Origin of the sequence: Rhodococcus sp. NPDC056506 (assembly GCF_042794945.1) — a bacterium.
Taxonomy (GTDB): domain Bacteria; phylum Actinomycetota; class Actinomycetes; order Mycobacteriales; family Mycobacteriaceae; genus Rhodococcus_F.
The window spans coordinates 16,973-34,651 of record NZ_JBHTSW010000019.1 but is presented as its reverse complement, the minus strand read 5'-3'; the positions used below and the strand labels follow the sequence as shown (position 1 = coordinate 34,651).

Genomic DNA, 17,679 nt, shown 5'->3' with positions numbered 1-17,679 from the left:
GGTATTTCCGTCAGCCAAGTAGATAGCGACCACAGTGACCGAGTCTCCGCAGTCCCCCGATTCACCAGCCGACGCAACTCCGCAGCACCGCTACACCGCGGAGCTCGCCGGCCAGATCGAGCAGCACTGGCAGGACCGCTGGAGTGAGGACGGCACGTTCAACGCGCCCAATCCGGTCGGTCCGCTCTCCTCGCCCGACGGTGTTCCCGCCGACAAGCTCTTCGTTCAGGACATGTTCCCGTACCCCTCGGGTTCGGGCCTGCACGTCGGTCACCCGCTCGGATACATCGCTACGGACGTCTTCGCGCGCTTCCATCGCATGCAGGGCCGCAATGTTCTGCACACCCTCGGCTACGACGCCTTCGGGCTCCCGGCCGAGCAGTACGCGGTGCAGACGGGTACCCACCCGCGGACCACCACCGAGTCCAACATCGCCAACATGAAGCGCCAGCTGCGACGCCTGGGTCTGGGCCACGACGAGCGTCGTAGCCTCGCGACGACGGATGTCGACTTCTACCACTGGACGCAGTGGATCTTCCTGCAGATCCATGGCGCTTGGTACGACAAGGAAGCCGGCAAGGCGCGTCGTATCTCCGAGTTGGAAGCCGAGTTCGATTCCGGTGAGCGCGCTCTGGAAGACGGACGCGAGTGGGCTTCGTTGGACGTGGCCGCGAAGGCCAAGGTTCTGGACTCGTACCGCCTTGTCTACCAGTCGGATTCGATGGTCAACTGGTGCCCCGGTTTGGGCACCGTGCTGGCCAACGAGGAAGTCACCGCCGACGGTCGTAGTGACCGCGGAAACTTCCCCGTGTTCCGTAAGCACCTCCAGCAGTGGATGATGCGCATCACCGCGTACTCCGATCGCCTGGTCGACGATCTCGAGTACCTGGATTGGCCGGACAAGGTCAAGGCCATGCAGCGTAACTGGATCGGACGCTCCTACGGTGCCGAAGTTACCTTTGCCGCAGGCGAGTACGGCGTCGATGTGTTCACTACCCGTCCGGACACGCTGTTCGGCGCCACCTACGTGACGCTGGCTCCTGAGCACGACTTGGTGGACAAGCTCGTCGCGGACGAGTGGCCCGAAGGTGTCGACGCACGCTGGACTGGCGGTGCCACGACTCCGGCGGAAGCTGTTGCTGCATACCGTAAGTCGATTGCCGCCAAGACCGACCTGGAGCGCCAGGAAAACAAGGAGAAGACGGGCGTCTTCCTCGGTTCCTACGCCGTCAATCCGGTCAACGGACACAAGGTTCCGATCTTCATCGCCGACTACGTTCTGACGGGCTACGGCACCGGCGCGATCATGGCAGTTCCGGGACACGATCACCGTGACTGGGAGTTCGCGAACGCATTCGGACTGGACATTCTCGAAGTTATTGCCGGTGGCGATGTTTCGGAGGCTGCGTACTCCGGTGACGGCCCGCTGGTGAACTCCGACTACCTCGACGGTCTGGACGTGGCCGAGGCCAAGGCGACCGTCATCAGCCGCCTCGAGGAGAGCGGCCAGGGCAAGGGCACCATCCAGTACAAGCTGCGCGACTGGCTCTTCGCGCGTCAGCGTTACTGGGGCGAGCCTTTCCCGATCGTCTACGACGCGGACGGCAACGCGCACGCTCTGCCGGATTCGGCTCTGCCCGTGGTGCTTCCGGAAGTCGAGGACTACGCACCCGTGTCCTTCGATCCGGACGATGCCAACTCCGAGCCCTCTCCCCCGCTGAACAAGGCGACCGAATGGGTCAACGTCGAGCTCGATCTCGGCGATGGTCTGCAGACCTACCACCGCGACACCAACGTCATGCCGCAGTGGGCAGGTAGCTCGTGGTACCAGCTGCGCTACATCGACCCCACCAACCAGGACGCCTTCTGCGACCCGCAGAACGAGGCGTACTGGACGGGCCCGCGTCCGGAACTGCACGGCCCCAACGACCCCGGTGGAGTTGACCTCTACGTCGGCGGCGTCGAGCATGCGGTGCTGCACCTGCTGTACTCGCGCTTCTGGCACAAGGTTCTGTTCGACCTGGGCTACGTGTCCTCGAGCGAGCCGTACCGTCGCCTGTACAACCAGGGCTACATCCAGGCATTCGCGTACACCAACGCCCGCGGCGTCTACGTGCCCGCAGAAGAGGTCGTCGAGCGTGACGGCAAGTTCTTCTACGAGGGCGCCGAGGTCAACCGCGAGTACGGCAAGATGGGCAAGAGCCTGAAGAATGCCGTTGCGCCGGACGAGATCTGCGCCGAGTTCGGTGCAGACACTCTGCGTGTGTACGAGATGTCGATGGGTCCGCTGGACACCTCGCGTCCGTGGGCGACCAAGGACGTCGTCGGTGCTGCTCGATTCCTGCAGCGAGTGTGGCGCGTCGTCATCGACGAGGAGACCGGCAAGCCTCGTGTCACCGACGAAGCACCCGGTGAAGAGACTCTGCGAGCGCTCAACAAGGCGATTTCCGGTGTCATCGAGGATTACACGGCCCTGCGCGACAACACGGCGGCTGCGAAGCTGATCGAGTACAACAACCACCTCACCAAGGCGTTCCCGGGCGGTGCGCCGCGTGCTGCTGTCGAACCGTTGGTGCTGATGCTCGCTCCCCTGGCGCCGCACCTCGCGGAAGAGCTGTGGTCGCGTCTGGGGCACACGGAATCCCTTGCGCACGGACCCTTCCCGGCAGTCGAGGAGAAGTGGCTCGTAGAAGACACCGTCGAGTACCCGATCCAGGTCAACGGCAAGGTCCGTAGCCGCATCAGCGTCCCGGCGGATGCCGATCGCAAGGTTGTCGAGGAGATCGCGCTGGCGGACGAGAAGATCGTCGCTCTGCTCGAGGGCAACGCACCGCGCAAGGTGATCGTTGTGCCGAGCAAGATGGTGAACATAGTTCTGTAGGGCCTTCGGCCCCTGTGCGCCGTTTTGGTAGTTACCGCTACCGAAACGGCGCACAGTCGTATCTGGGGATGATTCCCGACGTTGACACCGAGGGAGAACCTCAGAGGCGGGATCGTCAAGTACTGGGTGGTCGGTATTTCGAAGGTAGGAATGGCTCCACGTTCAAGTTCGAACCGAAAATCGTTGCCGTTGCTCATAATCCATGGTCGAGTTCGAATTCGTGACGCCAATCAGTCGTTGTCCTGAATGTCCCGCTCCGCGGAACATTCCGTAGCGCGCGTTCGAAGCGAGGGCTGTGATGCAGGTAACACGTTACCGAGATCGGTAGCTGTCGTTCCACTGCACTTCCCGGCAAGGCCCCCGTCGACGGTATTCGACAGGGGGTCAATCGAATTCGTAGGTGTCCCGAAAGGATCTTCCAGCCATGGCGTCTCATGTCCACAGCGACGGTTCGTCTCCCAGTTTGCCCGAACCGACATCGATACCGGAGCGGTGGACTCCGCGACTGGTGTTCTCCCTGGCGTCGATTGTTCTACTTCTCGAGATGCTTGCAGTGAGCTACATGATGATCTCCACTGCTCTCCCTGCCATCTCGGTGCACTATCAAACGACGCAGGGAGCCTGGTTGCTCACCTCGTTCCTGCTGCTGGGCGCGGTCGCGTCTCCTCTGCTCGGCAAGCTCGCCGACATGTACGGCAAACGAAAAGTCCTGCTCTTTGCTGTCGCCGGCGCAGCGGTCGGATCCTTCATTTCGGCGATAGCGCCGAGCTACGCGATCCTGATTCTGGGCCGGTCGCTGACGGGTCTGCTCGTTCCCTGCCTGTTCCTGAGTTACTCCCTCATTCGAGATGTTTTTCCGCCGAAAACTGTTGCCTTGGCCGTCAGTATCGCGACTTCCGGTATGGGTTTGATTGCGATCCCGGCGCCGTTCCTGACCGGTTGGCTGATCGATAATCACGGTTTCCGGAGCATCTTCTGGTTCTTCGTCATCGGGCTGGTTCTCCTCGGCGGCATGATCTTCGCTTCGACGGCGGAATCAGCTGTGCGACTGCGCTCTTCGCTGGACCTGGTCGGTGCGCTGCTGCTTGGATCGGGCATCGCCGGAATTCTGATCGGCGTAAGCTTCGGACCGACCTGGGGCTGGAAGAACGGCTCGACACTGGCCTACCTGATCGGCGGCGTCGCACTGTTGGTGGCTTGGGTTGCCTCTGCCCGTGCCATCCGCGAGCCCTTGATCGACCTGCGCTACTTCGGCAAGCGTTCGGTGATGCTCACCGCCGTCGGTGCCGGGTTCTGCTACGGCGCGTCGGGAGTCTTCACGATTTTGCTGCCGATGATGGTGATGACCCCCGCAGTTCTCGGCCTGGGATACGGATTCGGCGTCACGGCAGAGGGATTCGCGATCTTCCAGGCGCCGCTTGGCGGCATGGTGGTGGTCGGTGGGTTGATTGTGGGCTTCCTCGTGGGACGCAACATCCGACCGCGTCTGCTGATGATCACCGGAATGATCCTCATGGCAGTCGGATTCACCTTGACGGCCACCATTCACGACAACAAGCCGCTGCTCATCATCTTTGCCGGAATCTTCGGTGTCGGTATGGGTATGGGCTACGCTTCCATCCCGAACCTGCTCATCGAAGCAGTGCCGCCGCAGTTGCAGGCAACCACGGCGAGCATGGTTGCGGTCTTCCAGAGCATCTTCCCCGCAGTGCTTCCTGTCATCGCTTTCACAGTCTTGAACTCGCACATCGCGATGGCGATGGAGGGCGCTGTGTTCTACACCGACGAGGGCATGCGCATCGCGTTCCTGATCGGTGCTGCTGCAGCAGTTCTCGGCGCGATCGCGGCCGTGTTCCTGCCGCGAAATATCGTCCAGATCGGCGCAGAGGACGGCGCGGCGCAGGAGGCGTCCCTCCTACCTGCTCACTGATCGGAAAGGCTGCGCGTGTAAATCCGTGATGACAGGATTGGGTGTACCGACGAAAGGACTCCCATGACGTTCGCGGATCTGGACGGCGATGAACTGTGGAGTTACCTGACGGAGCGTTCAGGACTGCCCGGCCCGCGCGCGAACCTTGGGCTCATGCTCGAGTTCGCGCGCGGCGCCGATGACGACGACATCCTGCAGGCGGCGGAGTCCGAGGACGAATACATCCGCTGCTGTGGGATCGTCGGGCTCGGGTTCATCCTTGTTCGTTCACGCGGCAAGGCTGTCCTGAACAGTCTGACGGAGGCAACCACTAGTACGTCCTGGCGTGCACGTGAAGCTGCCGCGATGGCCGTTCAGGCGATAGGTGACACGGATCCGGAATTGTCGACGGTGCCGGGAAAGCCAGGCGGGTGGTGCGCGTGAAGTCGCCGAGTTCACCGCATTCGGCGGACTCCGCCGAAACCTGCGGCCGGGTGTCGGTGAGCGCTTTGTCCAGCAATACTTCCAGGCGGTCTGCTCGGGTGGTGGATTGATTGTAGAAGCGTGCGTGAACGAATTTTGCTCGCAGTGACCGGTTTTCGGTGAACTGCGTGATGTCGAGTTCGTACCCGGCGTGGCGGGCGAGTTCGGAGAAGAACACGAATTGTGTTCTGGTGTTTCCTTCTCGGAAGCTGTGGATGGTGTTGATTTCTACCCAGTGTTCGGCGAGGCCGGATAGGAATTCTTCGCGGTCTCGGCCGCGCAGGCGATCGTGTTTGGCGAGTCGAAGAAATTGGAGGTTGGCGGCGTCAGCAATGGCCGGGGCTGGGTAGTAGCCGCTTGCGTTCGTTTCGTTCGTTCAATGCTGCGCCGAGGGCGCGTTCGACGGCTTCGTCGCCGGTGATTTCCCCGCGTAGTTGTCGGCGCCCGATGTCGATGTCCGCGGCGCTGGGCTCTATACCGCCATGCGCGATTTCGTGTTGGATGCGTTGCTCACCGATGCTCCTTCGCCGTCTCGGGGGGGCAGTGTGGTCACACAGAAGGGAGCTGCGCACTGGTTACTATTCCACCTGATCATTGCTGCTCTCCTGCGGTACCCAGGCCTTGTGGAGATAGTCGCAACCAGGTGAATTGGGGCAGGCAGCGGCGGTGCGACGCACTCCTCACAAAGAGGCGCCGGCGGGCGCTCGCCACCGTGGTGTCACCAGCAGATCTGCCCGCGCGGTCGTGATGCAGAATCAGGTCGCCGCGGAGACCGAACTGCACGGGTGTGCAGACCGGACTTCAGCTTTCGCTGCGGTCAGGTCAGAGTGCCGACCCGCTGCTCGTCGTGGTCCTCAAGAATAGTTCAGGTCCGACAGGGCCGCTGTTCGTAGTCCCTGATTGCCGTACCTCTAGGTGTACCTGTCGCCGCATAGCGGGGCGTCTTCGCCGTGTGTGTTCTCTGTCCGAAATACTTTCTGTGCCCAGAGCTTGCACTGTAACGCGCCACTATCAGGCGCGATGGACGAAGTAAGGCGCGGGAAGGAGAGACACATGATCGGACGCCTACCTGATTTTCCCGAAGAAGTGCTGTTCTGGTATGCATTCTTGCTGCCACTGGCAGCCTGTTGGAATCCACTCTGAGGAGACGAACGATGATCGGATACTTCCCCGACCTGTTTGTCATGCCACCCGTGTGGGGGTGGGCTAGCACAGCCTGGAACGCATTTGCCACATGGTGGAATCAGTTCTGACTTCGCTTAATCACCACCAACCCCGCCGAATTGTCGACGTGAAACATGCCATTAATCAAACCAACGGTTGGTTTGCGCTGGTGATTTCAAGAGGCTAAGCGAGGCGGTATTGGTCTGGTAGTCGAATATTCCGAAGAGGGACCGTGCTCTTCCCGTGTCTTCCTGGATTTTGGCGTGGTGGACGGTAAAAGACTGGGATTCGGCCGCGGCGGACGCAGACAGCCCTGGTGACACCGAGTCCCTCGCGCTAACGCCTACCGAAGGGTTAGGCCGCTGGCAACAGACCGGCATTCTCCGGGCAGTACGCCTCGACGGATGCACGAAGAAATGCTTCTGCTGCAGCTCTCTCTTGCAGCCAGGTTTTTCCTTGCATCTTCGCGAGCTGCATCGACAACTCAGTCATCTTGTCGAACTTTTGATCGTCGGGGACGGTCATCGACACAAGCGCATCACAATTTCCGATTGCTGCCGGGATCAGCAGTGGTATCTGGTCGCCAGTTGGGTAGATCCCGTAAACCTTCAACTGCGCAGCGAACTTCTCATCCTTGGTCAAAACCTTGGTTGTCGTAGTCGCCGCAGCGGATGTCGTCGTTGATGCAGCCACCTCAACCGTTCCGTCACTCCCACACCCTGCGAGAAGTAGAGCGCCGGCACCGAGGACAGCCACAAATGTCTTGTTCATCCGCTATGGATACCAGACCGGTCGGACGGAAAGTACTTACACCGCCTCGCACGGTCGAAGGTTGTCCAGATGTGGCGTGGTGAGTCCATCGAAAACTGCATCCATTGATCCCGTCGGGAGGTAGACGCGGGTATCAGTCATATCGTGGAATCCCGTCGAGCGCTTGGCCATAGCCGCGACGCTTCAAGCCTTTGACCAGGCCATCACTCGGCTCATGGGTCTTGAGCCACTCGCGAATTCCAGCGACCTGCTCGTCACGATACGCAAGAGTGAGAACCAGTTTGTGCAGAAGTAGGCCAGCAGTCGCCGGCGGCGGCATCGAAGACCCGATAGGCAAGAAGGCTTGACGCTCGTGGTCGATACCCTCGCGCGATATGCGTATCGGTCCGGACAGCAAGTAACCACACTCTCGCGTGCATTGCCATGCGGGGACTACGAACTGAGCGTCGATGATCGGATGGTCGCCTCGGTGGAACGCAATTCGTAGCCCGATCTGGGGACGAGCCTGACTAGCGAAAAATGCGTATCCCCCTCGCAGAACTAACCACTGTCGCGCGTTGCCCGGCGGCATACCCACGCATACTCGGATTCGATGTTCGGGTGTGCTTGGCCCACAACAGGTCCTGGTGCGAAGTATCGGTTCAGTCAACCGGGGGGGTTAGCGGCAGGTTGTGTCGTGTCGGTAATCTGCTCAGCGTAAAGTTCAAATCCGCGTCATCATTCTTTTCTGGAAAAAGTAATTTTGAGGACAAACGAGGTATTTGTCGCATCGCGATGGTAGAACTAATCGAATTTTAAACCGCAAGGGAGCTGCGAGCGAACTCTGCGAACAAATAAGAAGAAGGACACATGAATCCCGACCCGAACAACCCAGCTAACAGCAGCGACCCACAAAAAGCGCCGCAGCAGCCGTACGGACAACAACCCCCGCAGTACGGGATGCCGCAGCAGCCGTACGGACAACAACCCCCGCAATACGGGATGCCGCAGCAGCCGTACGGACCGCCACCGCAACCGCCGAAAAAGAAGCGATGGGGTTTGTGGATCATCCTGGCGATCGTTGCATTGTTGTTCGCAGGTTGCGTGGCCGCAGTCGCTGGTGGGGGTGACGAGCAAGCGACAGTAGTGGATAACAACGGATCAAGTTCTGCGGATTCAGAAAGCGCAGCCAGCCTGGATTTCCCAGGAAAGACAAGCAAGGACACCGGTGCCGACGCCGGAGCTACCGTCGATAAAAAGGGCGTTCAAATTACCGCTGCACCCCTGGAGTCGGCAGAGCGTTCATACGGTGGTTCTCTTCTATGCACGAACGTAACCATCGTCAACGGCACTGACAAGCAGCAACGTTTCAATGGTTACTTGGATTGGAAATTGCAGGATCCTAACGGTGTCTCAAAAGACGCGACGTTCGTCACCGACCGCTCCACTCTGGAATCGGGTGAGTTGGCTCCCGGAGGTCGGGTCGCTGGCGACGTTTGTTTCGACGATCCGGCCGCCTCCGGACAGTACGTAGTGCTCATGGAAACACTGCTCTCCTTCGACAGCTCACGCATCGGGTGGATCAACCAGATCTGAACGCCCGATCCAACCCTGGGGCAGGCGAGCGTTTATTGACGCTCACCTGCCCCAGCCCGATAAGTATGCAAGCCACGTCATAGCCGTGGCCCCGGACCTGGCCGGACAAGCTCTCTCGCGTACACATGGTCGGGAACCCACCGCAGCAACCGCAGCGAATACGAGCTCCGGCGACGCAACAGCGCCAGCCCACTCGCCGACGTTCGAGGACCCGAGGGTCTCAGCCGCATTGGTACCGACGAATTACCAGGTGTGCGCCGGGCACCGCAGCTTAGGCAGTGCAGTCCATCCACTCGCGGTGGGCCACTGCTGCACCGGACTCGAAGGGGTGCCATTTCGTGCGGTCTGCGCGAAATCGCCCGGCGGACGGGAACGATTCGACGCCGCCATCACCGACATCGCCAGGATGCTTTCCACCGGAAACCACCACACCAGCAGAAAGCGGACATCGATGAACGAGACACCCTCGTCGAACAGTTCACCATCAGAGCCCACTCGACCAGGCACTGCTGCAATGGACCTGTTCGAGGGCGCCGGCCCTGGCAGCGAACTCACTGTCTCCGTCGAGCCGGAAGGAATTCTCGTTGCCGGGGACCCGGAGGTCGTAGCCGGATACCTCGCTCGCCTGACCGATCTCGCCGGCGAAGCGCTCACCGTGTCCGGAGTCAGCAAAACCTCGATGGCCAATGTCGCCGCCGCTGCCGTCGGAGTGATATCTATTGCCGCCCAGGCCGGTCAGTTCGTGCGGTTGTCCCCGAACAGCGTCCAGGCATTGAAGACGTACAAAGCGTTGCCGGGTGACAGCGGGTTCTTCCGAATGACCGTCGTCGACCAAGCAGGGAAGTTCCGTCAGCAACTGCAATGGCAGAAAGTGTCCCTTGGCCCCACCCAAGCACTGTCCTTCCAACTCATCGCGGTGCAGGTCGCCCTCTCGGTGGCCATCGCGTCGGTGAACGAATCGATCGCCCGCGTCGACGGTAAAGTCGAACAAGTCCTCGTCCTCGCCCAAGCTTCCCGTGTCGGTGACGTGGTCGGTCATTTCACAACCTTGGATCGGCTCGTCACCACCCTCGACGAACACGGAACACTGCCGACCGCAGACTGGGAATCTGTTGCCGGACTCCGCCCTACGCTGAGTGTGACGATCGAACGACTCCGAGAACACGTCAAACGCACCTTGGCCGGGTTCGATGCCACTCGCCCGGTCCAGGATCGCGCCGACTATCTCCGCCGCGCAATCGAAGAGAACCGGCTCGGCGAATCCCTGCACCTGTTGGTGGTCGGTGAGCAGTCGCTCTATCTGTGGCAACGGTTGCGGATCGCGCGCGTGCAGGCCACCGAGCCGCAGCATCTGCAAGTGGTGCTCGACGACGCACGCACAGTGCTGGCAGAGCATTTCGAACGCGACGGCGAACTGTTGCTGCACGCGCGGTCGGAACTGTCGAACTTTGCAAAAATGCACCGACTCGACGGGTTCCGGTGGGGCGCCGCCCACAATCTCAAACACGACATCGTCAAACTCAAGGACGACCTCGACGACTTCGCGCAGGCACGTGGCAGTCAGGTCATGGGCTGGACCGAACACGAGAGTCCCAGCGTCGTCGACGCCCTGGCGGAAGTCGGAAGTCGGGCAGCGTCCGCAGGCAGCGCTGTCGCCGGCGCGGCTGGCAAAGCGATCGGTGCCGGTGTCTCAGGAGTCGGATCCGGGCTCGGGTGGGTGGGCCGCGGGATCGGAAACCTCGTGGGCTCGGGAAACCAACACGCAGACAAAGTCGAGATACCGACACCCACAACGGAACATCATCTCGAGGGTGCAGTCACTGCAACCACACAACCTGACGAGCCGAATCCGAACTCGTGCGACGGCGGCGATTCGACATCCGAATCCTCAATGCTCACAAACCAACCCGATCGAATCATGCCGTCTTCCGCCCCGATCGCTTACGACGATGACATCTTGCAGCTCATGCTCTTCGGCCATCTACAGGTCGGCGACCAGCTGACGTATCACGACGGCGGCCGCGGACTCACCTACGTCGCAACGATCACGCGGGACGGGGCCCTCGAAGTCGACGGGAAACGCTACGGGCCACCCTCGGCGCCGTTGACGGACATCATGGGCCGGCAACGGCACGGTTGGAGGGACTGGCAACTGGCCGACGGGCGGCAACTTCGACAGCTGCGGCGCCAGGCGTACGCAGAAATGTCTAGTTGACACCCGTCCTAGCTCTGCCACCACACGCCGACCCGGCCACAGAATGAAGCGATCGCAATGAAAATGAAAAAGTTTTGGCTAGCAGCGCCGGTCCTCCTTCTCGCGCTCAGTGCGTGCAGCGCCCAGGGCTCGTCTACTGAACCTGCCTCGTATGAGGGAACAACTGTGACCGCCACAGCACCGATCTCGTCGGGGACACTCGCACCGGTTTCCAGTGCCACGATTGTGGAGATCACGACGGAAACCCTCGTCGAACCGCCCACAGCGGAGGCAACATTCATCGACACGCCAACGCCGGTGGGGACCAAGCACATCGACTACTGCACTTCGCCCGGTCCGAACACCGCGTTCACGGACGGAACACACGGTTGGACGGACGAATGCGCCGGCCCCGCAGCGATCAACCGGGTCAGCGAAATCACCGCCAACGGAGGATCCTGCGACGGAACCACATGCACCAACTCACTCGGAATGACCTTCCCCGACCCTCGGGCCGAAGCCGGAATGACCGATGCACCGCCAACAGTTGGCACTCCACGGACCACGACAAGCACGCCGACCGTAACGAATCCGCCGAATCACCCCCAGGTCCTGTGGTCGGATTGCCTACGGCAAGGCAACACCCCGGAACAATGCCGCGAAATACTCGACAACTGATGTCACGGCCAGGGAAAGTCCGGCCAGTCCTGAGCACTTCGGAGCTGCAATTCCGGGGGCGGTCTTCGACACTCTCGCCCGACTTTGATCCACACATTCACTGAGACGTACGAGACTGGACAGTTCAAGATCGAAACACTCTGCAGAATCACGGTCCCCCGAATTCCATTGTGATTTTCGCGTTCTGGCATGAAATGCGGTCAACCGAGTGTGAAGTGCAGGTGCGCTGCGACGAGGTCCTCGATGCGGGAAGTGATGTCGATGTGCAGTGCAGCGGCGCCGTGAGCGGCTCCGATGGTGCTCGCCACAGGGTCCAGGCGAGTCGGCGAACAGTGGGAGTGTCATTGAATTCGGCTGAGGTGATGGCATTTTCGGCGATGCCGATGATGGCTGGGTTTTGCGCGCTCAGCGCTTCCGCGTATCCGGTCCTTGGCGTTACTCATGCCGCATCCTCGGTTCCGATCTCCAAAAGCTCTTCTACTGCATCGCTGTAGGCGGTGTTCGCTGCGTTGTCGATCGGGAGGCTGAATTCCCGAGCGAACTGCTCGCGCCGGTCGACTGTCGCTTTGAGGATGTGATCGCCTGGCTCAGTGATCATTTCGCGGAACACTTCGTTGGAACCGGCGTTTCGGTGCGATCGCAGCCGTGTTCCTGCCGCGAAACATCGTCCAGATCGGCGCAGAAGACGGCGCGGCGCAGGAGACGTCCCTCCTACCTGCTCACTGATCGGAAAGGCTGCGCGTGTAAATCCGTGATGACAGGATTGGGCGTACCGACGAAAGGACTCCCATGACATTCGCGGACCTGGACAGCGATGAACTGTGGAGCTACCTGACGGAGCGTTCAGGACTGCCCGGCCCGCGCGCGAACCTTGGGCTCATGCTCGAGTTCGCGCGCGGCGCCGATGACGACGACATCCTGCAGGCGGCGGAGTCCGAGGACGAATACATCCGCTGCTGTGGGATCGTCGGGCTTGGATTCATCCTTGTTCGTTCACGCGACAAGGCTGTTCTGAACAGTCTGACGGAGGCAACCACCAGTGCGTCGTGGCGTGCACGTGAAGCTGCCGCGATGGCTGTTCAAGCGGTTGGTGACGCGGATCCGGAGCTGGTGCGGACGATCATCGAGAAGTGGGCACGCTCCACCCATCCATTGACGCTGCGCGCGGCCGCTGCCGGGATCTGCGAGCCGAGGTTACTGAAGGACAAGGCCAACGCTGCGCTGGCCGTTCAGGTGTGCCGAGACGCTACCGAGTGGATCGTCTCGCAACCAGCTGATGCCCGTCGTGACGCCGACACACGGACTCTCCGGCAGGCGCTCGGATACTGCTGGAGCGTCGCGGTCGCAGCGGATCCGGAGAATGCGGTGCCGGCGTTCGTCTCCCTGGAGGCGTCGGACGACGCAGATGTCGTCTGGATCGTGCGGGAGAACCGGAAGAAGGCCCGGCTGCGCAAGGTGCTCGAAACCTGACCCGTGGATCAGGGACGTAGGTTATCCTCAGAATTAGAACCTGTTCTAACTACGAGGGGTAGACCATGGCACCGTCCGCAGAGGTAATCCGCAACACCGTCGACGCCTACATCGAGACAGTTGCCACGGGCACTGCCGCCCAGGTTGTGGCCCTGTATGCCGAGGGTGCAACGGTCGAAGATCCGGTGGGCACCGACGTGCGCACCACCCGCGAGTCCATTCTCGAGTTCTACTCCGTGATCGAGAACTTCGACCAGGAAGCTCACCTTCAGACCCTCCGCATTGCCGGAAACGAAGCGGCATTCCACTTCTCGCTGATCACCAAGCTCGGCGAGCAGACCCTGACCATCGCACCCATCGACGTCATGACCTTCGACGACGACGGCAAGATCCTGTCGATGCGCGCATTCTGGAACCAGGAAGACATGATCACCTCCTGACATGACGGTGAAGATGATCGATGTCGACGGATTCCGTTGGCAGATTGACGATTCCGGTTCCGGGACAGCCGTGGTTATGTGTCACGGCTTTCCCGGCCTCGGGTACAGCTATCGGCATCAGTCGACAGCGTTGGCGGAAGCGGGTTTTCGAGCGATTGCACTCGACATGCCCGGGTACGGCGGCACCACCCGCCCGGAGGCCGTCGACGACTACACCAACGACGCCGTCGCGAACCGGCTGATCGACCTACTCGACGCTCTCGGAATCGACAAGGCGGTGTTCGTCGGTCACGATTTCGGCGCTCCGGTCGCGTGGACCACCGCTCTGCGCCACCCGGATCGTGTCGCGGGACTGGTCTCGTTGGCAGTCCCGTATGCGCCGGACAGGTTCCCGGCCAAGCCCTCGACGATCTACGCCGCATTGGCGCGCAAGCACTTTCTGCACATTCACTATTTCCAGGAACCGGGTGTCGCGGAGCGCGAACTCGACGCCCGCCCACGTGAATTCCTTCAGCGACTCTTTCACGCTTTGTCCGGGGCTTACCGGTACCTCGACGTCTGGAAGAACCCGTCCGAAGGCAACGGCTACCTCGACGTACTTCCCGAGGCGCCTGCGCTGCCCTGGTCGTGGCTCACCGAGGACGACCTGGACGTTTATGTAAAAAGCTTTGCTGCAACAGGTTTCACCGGAGGGTTGAACTGGTATCGAGCGTACGACGCCAATTGGGAACGTAGCGCGGATCTGGACGGTGCGCACGTCAACGTTCCGACGCTCTTCGTCGCGGGCGCCGAAGACCCGGTCATCGCGATGAGTGGCCCCAAGGCACTGGACCGGATGAAGGACACCGTCCCCGACCTGCGGGGCGTACATCTCCTCGGCGGTGCGGGGCACTTCGTACAACAAGAACGGGCTGGCGAGGTCAATGAACTTTTGATCTCTTTCCTTCGGTCGCTCTAGGCGAAATCGGGCAGAGGGTCTAGCGTTGCGCAGATGCGCACCCAGATCTTCGATCGCGGTATTCGTGTTGGTATCACCGGTGCTCTTGTTGCCGGTTCGCTTCTGGCTCTGGGCGTGTCCGGTGCCGCGGCCGCTCCACTCTGTCCGGGATCGTCGCCCGCGATACTCAGCGCCCAGATTCCGGGCGCGGCTCTCGAGGGTGTCACGGTGGACGGACAGGGCCGCCTGTACACGACGGACCTGGTGAGTGGGCGGATCTTCCGCGTCGATGCGCCTGGCCAGGCTGCAGTCCCGATCGCGACGGTTCCCGGCGGTGCGGGGGCGCTCGCGTGGAGCCCGGACGGTTCACTGCTGGTGGGTACCGGAGCAAACGCAAGTGTTCTGATCGGCGATCTGACGCGGGCAGCGTCGGTCGCGCGGGTCGACGTGAACTCGGGTGCAGTGACGCCGATAGCCGGTGGTCTGAGCGCTGCAAACGGCCTCGCCGTCGCGCACGACGGAACGATCTACGCCACCAACGATTTCGGCGCGCTGATCGGAAAGGTCAGCCCAGGCGGCGCAGTCGATCCGGCGTGGGCAACCTTCCCGAGTGCAAACGGCGCTGCCCTGAGTGCCGACAATCGCTGGCTCTACGTCTCGCGCACGTTCGCAAACCCGGGTGTCAGCCGCATCTCCGTGGACAATCCGGGATATTCGGAGTCGTTGGTCGACCTCGGTGGTTTCGAAACCTTCTCTGCCCCAGATGGTTTGACCTTGGACTCGCGAGATCGCGCCATTGTCCCCACCGACATCAGTGGTGAGGTGTGGCGTATCGACGGCCCCGGCCAGTACTGCTCGCTCACCAGCGGACTGCAGGCGTCGAGCGTGTTGACCTACGGGCGCGGCAATTCCGGTTTCGCGGCCGGGCATCTCTACCGTGCTGGGTTCGACGGAAAGATCTTCGAGATTCCGGCGGGCTTCGACGCGGGTGCCCAGGCCGCAACACCGTAACGCGACACCCTCACCCGACACCCTGTCTCTACTTACCCACTACTGATGCCGGGACTGCCGGAATCGTCCATACTGGTCTGCATGGCGGAAACGAGTGAGATCGACGAGGCCGAAGTGGCCCTTCCCGCGATACCGCAGCCGTTGCTGACCCCGCTCACGGAAGCTGCGATCTTCCTGGTTTTCACCATCGACGAGGGTGGTGAGCAGGCAGTTCACGACGTTCTGGCGGATATTTCCGGGCTGCAGCGCTCAATCGGATTCCGGGTTCCTGCAGGTGGCTTGGCCGCCGTCGTGGGCATCGGTTCGGATGCGTGGGACCGGCTTTTCGACGGCCCACGGCCCGCGGAATTGCATCCCTTTGTCGAGTTGACCGGTGACAAACACCACGCCCCGCGCACGCCGGGTGATCTGTTGTTCCACATCCGGGCCCGTCAGATGGACCTGTGTTTCGAGTTCGCCACGGTCGTGACCAACAGGTTGGCCGGGGCCGCGTCCGTGATCGACGAGGTCCACGGGTTCAAGTACTTCGAGCAACGCGATCTCATGGGTTTCGTCGACGGCACCGAGAACCCGTCCGGGCAGGCCGCATACGTCGCGGTCACCGTCGGCGACGAGGATCCGGACTTCGCGGGCAGCAGTTACGTCATCGTCCAGAAGTACCTCCACGACATGTCGGAGTGGAATTCCCTGCCCGTCGAGGAGCAGGAGAACGTCATCGGACGCTCCAAGCTCGAAGATCTCGAGATGGACGACGACACCAAGCCGGCCAACTCCCACACCGCTCTCACCGTCATCGAAGACGAATCTGGTGAGCAGATCCAGATCTTGCGCGACAACATGCCGTTCGGCCACGTCGGCTCCGCTGAGATGGGTACCTATTTCATCGGTTACTCGGCGTCGCCGACGGTCACCGAGCAGATGCTCACCAACATGTTCATCGGGAATCCCGTCGGCAATTACGACCGCATTCTCGATTTCTCCACCGCCGTCACCGGAATCAACTTCTTCGTTCCGACGGCGGACTTTCTCGACGATCCCCCGGACTTGCCGACCAGGCTCGTTCCCGAAGCGACGTTCACAGCGCCCATCTCTGACGGTTCTCTCGGAATCGGCAGCCTCAAAAGGAGTGCCCAGCAATGACAAACCTGCACCGCGACCTAGCACCCATTTCGGCAGCAGCCTGGGCCGAGATCGAGGAAGAGGCCAGCCGTACCTTCAAGCGTCACGTCGCCGGTCGTCGTGTCGTGGACGTGGAGGGACCGTCGGGTGACGATCTCGCGGCCATCCCGCTCGGGCATCAGGTGCCGATCAATCCCCTGGCCGACGGCGTCATCGCACATGCTCGTCAGTCGCAGCCGATCATCGAACTGCGGGTTCCGTTCACCATCAGCCGACAGGCCATCGACGATGTCGAGCGCGGCGCCAAGGACTCCGACTGGCAGCCCGTCAAGGACGCAGCCAAGCAGATCGCTTTCGCCGAGGACCGCGCCATCTTCGAGGGATACCCCGCAGCCAGCATCACCGGTGTGCGGGCCAGCGGTTCCAACCCGGAACTCAAGCTCCCCATCGACGCCAAGGACTACCCGGAGGCCATCAGCCAGGCGATCACGTCGCTGCGCCTGGCCGGTGTCAACGGACCGTACTCACTGCTCCTGAACGCCGACGCGTTCACCGCGATCAACGAGACCTCCGATCACGGCTACCCCATCCGCGAGCACCTGCGACGCGTCCTCGACGGTGAGATCATCTGGGCCCCGGCCATCGACGGCGCTTTCCTGCTCTCGACGCGTGGCGGTGACTACGAACTGCATCTGGGTCAGGACCTGTCCATCGGCTATCTCTCGCACGATGCGAATTCCGTGGAGCTGTACTTCCAGGAATCGATGACGTTCCTCATGTACACCAGCGAAGCTGTTGTCTCACTTGCGTAAGCGCCTTCGAAATCTCTGATACCAGGGCGGGCCAGGCAGTTCGCCGATGTCCTGGAGATGGGCGACAAATGCGTGGGCGTCCGCATGCGAAGACGTCTTCGGTCGCCCGTCCGCCCACGCTGTGAACAACTGAAGATAACGATCGCCGAGAGTGTGGCGCACCACCGGAAGGTGGTGCGCCACATCTCCAGCGCGCATTAGGAGCAGTTGCGTCGGGTCAACCGCCGCAACGGCT

At 61.5% G+C, this 17,679-nt stretch carries 17 protein-coding genes; 12 read left to right on the top strand and 5 right to left on the bottom strand.

The window, feature by feature from the left end; genetic code table 11:
• The first annotated feature begins 34 nt into the window (after positions 1-34).
• From leuS to ACFQ6H_RS16790, 3 genes are all read left to right on the top strand, one after another.
• Positions 35-2,881 (top strand): leucine--tRNA ligase, encoded by a 2,847-nt coding sequence (gene leuS / locus ACFQ6H_RS16800; RefSeq protein ID WP_378647374.1) that lies wholly within the window; start codon positions 35-37, stop codon positions 2,879-2,881.
• Positions 2,882-3,305: 424 nt separating this feature from the next.
• Positions 3,306-4,811, top strand: a complete 1,506-nt coding sequence (locus ACFQ6H_RS16795; protein WP_378647372.1) for an MFS transporter — start codon at positions 3,306-3,308, stop codon at positions 4,809-4,811.
• A gap of 63 nt (positions 4,812-4,874) precedes the next feature.
• Entirely contained in the window at positions 4,875-5,234 is a 360-nt protein-coding gene (locus tag ACFQ6H_RS16790; RefSeq protein ID WP_378647370.1) for a hypothetical protein, read from the top strand.
• On the opposite strand, the gene ACFQ6H_RS16785 is transcribed toward ACFQ6H_RS16790, so the two are convergent.
• On the bottom strand, positions 5,122-5,607 hold the full coding sequence (locus ACFQ6H_RS16785) for a Fic family protein (protein WP_378647444.1): 486 nt from the start codon (positions 5,605-5,607) through the stop codon (positions 5,122-5,124). The genes ACFQ6H_RS16790 and ACFQ6H_RS16785 overlap by 113 nt on opposite strands.
• Before the next feature lie 1,184 nt (positions 5,608-6,791).
• Positions 6,792-7,208 (bottom strand): DUF732 domain-containing protein, encoded by a 417-nt coding sequence (locus ACFQ6H_RS16780; protein ID WP_378647368.1) that lies wholly within the window; start codon positions 7,206-7,208, stop codon positions 6,792-6,794.
• Between the two features lie 849 nt (positions 7,209-8,057).
• Here ACFQ6H_RS16780 and ACFQ6H_RS16775 point away from each other — a divergent pair.
• On the top strand, positions 8,058-8,783 hold the full coding sequence (locus ACFQ6H_RS16775; RefSeq protein ID WP_378647366.1) for a DUF4352 domain-containing protein: 726 nt from the start codon (positions 8,058-8,060) through the stop codon (positions 8,781-8,783).
• 243 nt (positions 8,784-9,026) lie between these two features.
• On the opposite strand, the gene ACFQ6H_RS16770 is transcribed toward ACFQ6H_RS16775, so the two are convergent.
• Complete coding sequence (locus ACFQ6H_RS16770) at positions 9,027-9,290, bottom strand: hypothetical protein (RefSeq protein ID WP_378647365.1); 264 nt, start codon at positions 9,288-9,290, stop codon at positions 9,027-9,029.
• 7 nt (positions 9,291-9,297) lie between these two features.
• On the opposite strand from ACFQ6H_RS16770, the gene ACFQ6H_RS16765 reads away from it, so the two are divergent.
• Positions 9,298-10,998, top strand: a complete 1,701-nt coding sequence (locus ACFQ6H_RS16765; protein WP_378647363.1) for a hypothetical protein — start codon at positions 9,298-9,300, stop codon at positions 10,996-10,998.
• A gap of 165 nt (positions 10,999-11,163) precedes the next feature.
• Entirely contained in the window at positions 11,164-11,655 is a 492-nt protein-coding gene (locus ACFQ6H_RS16760) for a hypothetical protein (protein WP_378647361.1), read from the top strand.
• A gap of 439 nt (positions 11,656-12,094) precedes the next feature.
• On the opposite strand, the gene ACFQ6H_RS16755 is transcribed toward ACFQ6H_RS16760, so the two are convergent.
• Positions 12,095-12,253, bottom strand: a complete 159-nt coding sequence (locus ACFQ6H_RS16755) for a hypothetical protein (protein ID WP_378647359.1) — start codon at positions 12,251-12,253, stop codon at positions 12,095-12,097.
• 191 nt (positions 12,254-12,444) lie between these two features.
• On the opposite strand from ACFQ6H_RS16755, the gene ACFQ6H_RS16750 reads away from it, so the two are divergent.
• The 6 genes from ACFQ6H_RS16750 to ACFQ6H_RS16725 all read left to right on the top strand — a co-directional run bounded on the left by ACFQ6H_RS16750 (position 12,445) and on the right by ACFQ6H_RS16725 (position 17,444).
• Positions 12,445-13,125: a hypothetical protein gene (locus ACFQ6H_RS16750; RefSeq protein WP_378647357.1), complete on the top strand. Its 681-nt coding sequence runs from the start codon at positions 12,445-12,447 to the stop codon at positions 13,123-13,125.
• Positions 13,126-13,190: 65 nt separating this feature from the next.
• Positions 13,191-13,565: a nuclear transport factor 2 family protein gene (locus tag ACFQ6H_RS16745; protein WP_378647356.1), complete on the top strand. Its 375-nt coding sequence runs from the start codon at positions 13,191-13,193 to the stop codon at positions 13,563-13,565.
• A gap of 1 nt (position 13,566) precedes the next feature.
• Positions 13,567-14,523, top strand: a complete 957-nt coding sequence (locus ACFQ6H_RS16740) for an alpha/beta fold hydrolase (protein WP_378647354.1) — start codon at positions 13,567-13,569, stop codon at positions 14,521-14,523.
• A gap of 33 nt (positions 14,524-14,556) precedes the next feature.
• Positions 14,557-15,513, top strand: coding sequence for an SMP-30/gluconolactonase/LRE family protein (locus ACFQ6H_RS16735; protein ID WP_378647352.1), 957 nt, complete (start codon positions 14,557-14,559; stop codon positions 15,511-15,513).
• A gap of 81 nt (positions 15,514-15,594) precedes the next feature.
• Positions 15,595-16,653 (top strand): Dyp-type peroxidase, encoded by a 1,059-nt coding sequence (locus tag ACFQ6H_RS16730; protein ID WP_042447536.1) that lies wholly within the window; start codon positions 15,595-15,597, stop codon positions 16,651-16,653.
• Entirely contained in the window at positions 16,650-17,444 is a 795-nt protein-coding gene (locus ACFQ6H_RS16725; protein WP_230816233.1) for a family 1 encapsulin nanocompartment shell protein, read from the top strand. Before ACFQ6H_RS16730 ends, ACFQ6H_RS16725 begins: the two co-directional genes overlap by 4 nt.
• Here the strand turns inward: ACFQ6H_RS16725 and ACFQ6H_RS16720 are convergent.
• The coding region (locus tag ACFQ6H_RS16720) for a hypothetical protein (protein ID WP_378647346.1) at positions 17,433-17,679 on the bottom strand (247 nt) is incomplete at its 5' end. The genes ACFQ6H_RS16725 and ACFQ6H_RS16720 overlap by 12 nt on opposite strands.